1 protein-coding gene is annotated in these 3,611 nt (G+C 66.9%); it reads left to right on the top strand.

The window, feature by feature from the left end:
* Positions 1-425 precede the first annotated feature (425 nt).
* Complete coding sequence (locus tag I71_RS25425) at positions 426-3,554, top strand: type I polyketide synthase (protein ID WP_049976326.1); 3,129 nt, start codon at positions 426-428, stop codon at positions 3,552-3,554.
* Positions 3,555-3,611: the final 57 nt, after the last annotated feature.

The following is a 3,611-nucleotide window of genomic DNA, read 5'->3' on the forward strand; positions in this document are numbered from 1 at the left end:
AGTGATCTTAATCCCGATTAACGGGATAATCATCAGGAAAATAGCAAGCAAAAGCTTGTTGATTCCGTCTCAATATGTCTGTTAAATGAAATAACATATATCATATACAATTTTTAGTTGTTATGATGTCACTCCATCAGGTCCAGGAATGCGCAATGGTTAATTCTAGACATCCACCCAAAAACACATGAAATAGGTAGATTTTTGACAGATGCATTCTTGTCATGTTCGTAAATATTTTCACCTTTCTCGTATTAGCGGGGGCAACGTGCGGAAAATACTGAGCCTTTCAATTGGCGTTCTGTCACTGACATTTGCCCCGCAGGTCCGGATGTGCGGGCAATTGTCCCATCCGGACCGCTGACATGCATTCCGCGGCTTCCCCCACTGACCAGTCATCCGGTCGTCAGTCAATCGAAGGCTGGTTGCGCGCCGAACTCGGCCGCATCCTGGACTTGCCGAGCGGCGAGATCGATCCCGCCACTCGGTTCCGCGATCTCGGCCTCGACTCCCTGCGTGCAACCGGTCTGGCCGCCGCGATTGCGGAAAGGCTGGGGCGGCCACTACCGGCAATCCTGCTGTGGCAATATCCCACCCTGTCGTCGCTGGCCGCCTTTCTTGCCGCCGGCTCCCGGCCGGATGGCACGGCGCTGGTGGGAACATTGCCGGCAGCGGCTGCCGCGGATGAACCGATCGCCATCGTCGGGATGGCCTGCCGCCTGCCGGGCGGCGTGGCGTCGCCCGAAAGTTTCTGGGATCTGCTGCGCAACGGCATCGATGCCATAACCGAGGTGCCGGCATCACGCTGGCCGCTGAACGCCTATTTCGACGAGGACCGCACCGTCCCCGGCCACATGAACACGCGCTGGGGCGGCTTCCTGGATCAGATTGATGGGTTCGATGCCCGGTTCTTCAGCATTTCGCCGCGCGAGGCGGTGGAAACCGACCCGATGCAGCGGCTTGCCCTGGAACTGGCCTGGGAAGCTGTCGAGGAGGGTGGAACCCTGCCCGCCAGCCTGCGGGGCAGCCGGACCGGCATCTTCATGGGCGCGATGTGGAGCGATTACGCCCGGCTGCGCGGGACGGACACCGGCCATATCCAGCAGCATACCGGCACCGGCCAGGATACCAGCGCCATCGCCGGCCGCATCGCCTATGCCCTGGGCCTGCAAGGGCCGGCGATGACGGTCAATACCGCCTGTTCATCCTCGCTGGTCGCCATCCATCTGGCCTGCCGCAGCCTGCGCGACGGCGAAAGCGATGTGGCACTGGCCGGCGGCGTCAATCTGATCCTGTCGCCCTACGGCACGGTCGTCATGTCGAAATTCGGCGGCATGGCGCCGGATGGCCGGTGTAAGGCGTTCGATCACCGCGCGAACGGCTATGTCCGCGGCGAAGGCGGCGCCATCGTCATGCTGAAACGCCTGTCGCGGGCACTGGCCGATGGCGACACCGTGCATGGGCTGATCCGCGGGTCCGCGGTCAATAATGACGGCTTTTCCAACGGCTTCACCGCGCCCAATCCCAATGCGCAGGAAGCCATGCTGCGCGAAGCCTGCGCGCGGGCCGGGGTCGATCCGCAAGATATCCAGTATGTCGAGGCACATGGCACCGGCACCGCTTTGGGCGATCCGATCGAGGCGGGGGCGCTGGGCGCCGTGCTCGGCCGTGGCAGGCCGCCGGAACAGGCGCTGCGCATCGGCTCGGTCAAGACCAATATCGGCCATCTGGAGGCGGCGGCCGGCGTCGTCGGCCTGATCAAGGTCGTGCTGGCGATGCGCCATGGCCTGCTGCCGGCCAGCCTGCATCTGGAACGGCCGAACCCGGCCATTCCTTTCGACACGCTGGGCCTGGCGGTGCAGGGGGCCGCCACCCCGTGGCCCAATCCGGCACGGCCACCGCTGGCCGGGGTCAGCTCCTTCGGCTTCACCGGCACCAACGCCCATGTCCTGGTCGAAGGCACCGTCCCGGCCGGCGAGATCATGCTGCCGCTGTCCGCCCCCGACGGAGATGGCCTGCGCGCCGCGGTTCAGGCCATCCTGTCGGCGGTGGCAGGATGCGCCGATGCCGCAGCGCTGCGCGCCGTGTGTGCGCGTGCCATGGCCCAGGATCAGGGAAGCCGGAACCGGGACGATGCGGTGCGCCGGGTGTTCCGGGCGGCCGATCCGCGTGCCATGGCCGACCGGCTGCTCGCCGCCCTGGCTTCGGATGGCGGAGCGGTACCGGCGGGCCCCCGGCCGCCGATCGTGTTCCTGTATCCCGGCCACGGCGGCCAGATGCCCGGAATGGGCCGACGGCTGATGGCGGAGGAGCCGATCTTCCGGGCCGCCCTGGAAGCGGTATCGGCGGCCATCGAACGCCATGCCGGCTGGTCGGTCCTGACTGAGCTGGCCGGTCCGCCGGAACAGGCCCGCCTCCACCGGGCCGATGTGGTCCAGCCCGTGCTGTTCGCCTTCCAAACGGCGCTGACGGCGCTGTGGCGCGCCTGGGGGATCGCACCGGATCTGGTGATTGGCCATAGCGTGGGCGAAGTGGCGGCGGCCCATACCGCCGGCATCCTGGACCTGGATGATGCCGCCCGGCTGATCGTTGCCCGCGGCCGGCTCACTGCCGGGGTGGCCGGCGGCGGCATGGCGGTCATCGCCGCGGCACCCGAACGCTTCGCCGATCTGGTCGACGGCCGGACTCTGCATTGGGCCGGCAGCAACAGTCCACAATCGACGCTGGTGACCGGCGCGGCCGATGCGCTGACCCATCTGCTGGCGGTGCTGAAGGAACGGGGCATCCGGGCCGGCCGGGTCAATATCGCCTTTGCCTCCCACGGACCGGCGATGGCGGTGCTGCGCGATCCGTTGCGGCAGGCACTGGCTGGCATCCGGCCGCGGCGTGGTGCCGTTCCGCTGGTTTCGACCACCACCGGCGATCTGCTGGACGGCGAGGAGTCCGGCGCCGACCATTGGGTCCGCAATCTGTGCGATCCCGTGCGCTTCGCCGATGCCGTCACCCGCATCGCCGGGTTGGCTGCCGGACCGGCCTTTCTGGAGATCGGTCCGGACCCGGTGTTCGGCCGCGCCATCGAGGAAACCTTGGCCACCGCCGGCCACCGTCCGGCCGGCCATTTCCCGACCCTGACGCGCGAGGCGGACGGGCGGGATGGCGCCGTCGACACACTGGCTGCCCTTTATGAACGCGGCTGCGATGTCGCCTGGGACCGGCTTGGCGGGCAGGTCGCGGTTGAAGCTCCCCTGCTGCTGCCCCTGTCGGGCCGGGACGAGGCCGCCTGCGATCAGCGGGTGCGCGATGTCGCGGGCTGGTGGCGGGATCATCCAGATATACCGGCGGCCGATATTGCCTTTTCCGCCGCGCGGCACCGCAGCCATTTCGTCCATCGGGCCGCCGTCGCCGGCATCGGCCAGGACGATCTGCGCCGCCGGCTGCTGTCCGGCGAAGGGATGCATCGCGGCAGTTCCGCCACCGGCGGCCGCCTTGTCATGGTTTTTCCCGGCCAGGGATGGCAATGGGCCGGCATGGGCATGATGTTCGGCCTGCAGTGAGCTAGGTGCTCCGCCGGGCAATGGAACGCTGTGACGATGAGCTGGCGCCGTTCGTCG

Source organism: Azospirillum sp. B506, assembly GCF_000333595.1.
Lineage (GTDB): Bacteria > Pseudomonadota > Alphaproteobacteria > Azospirillales > Azospirillaceae > Azospirillum.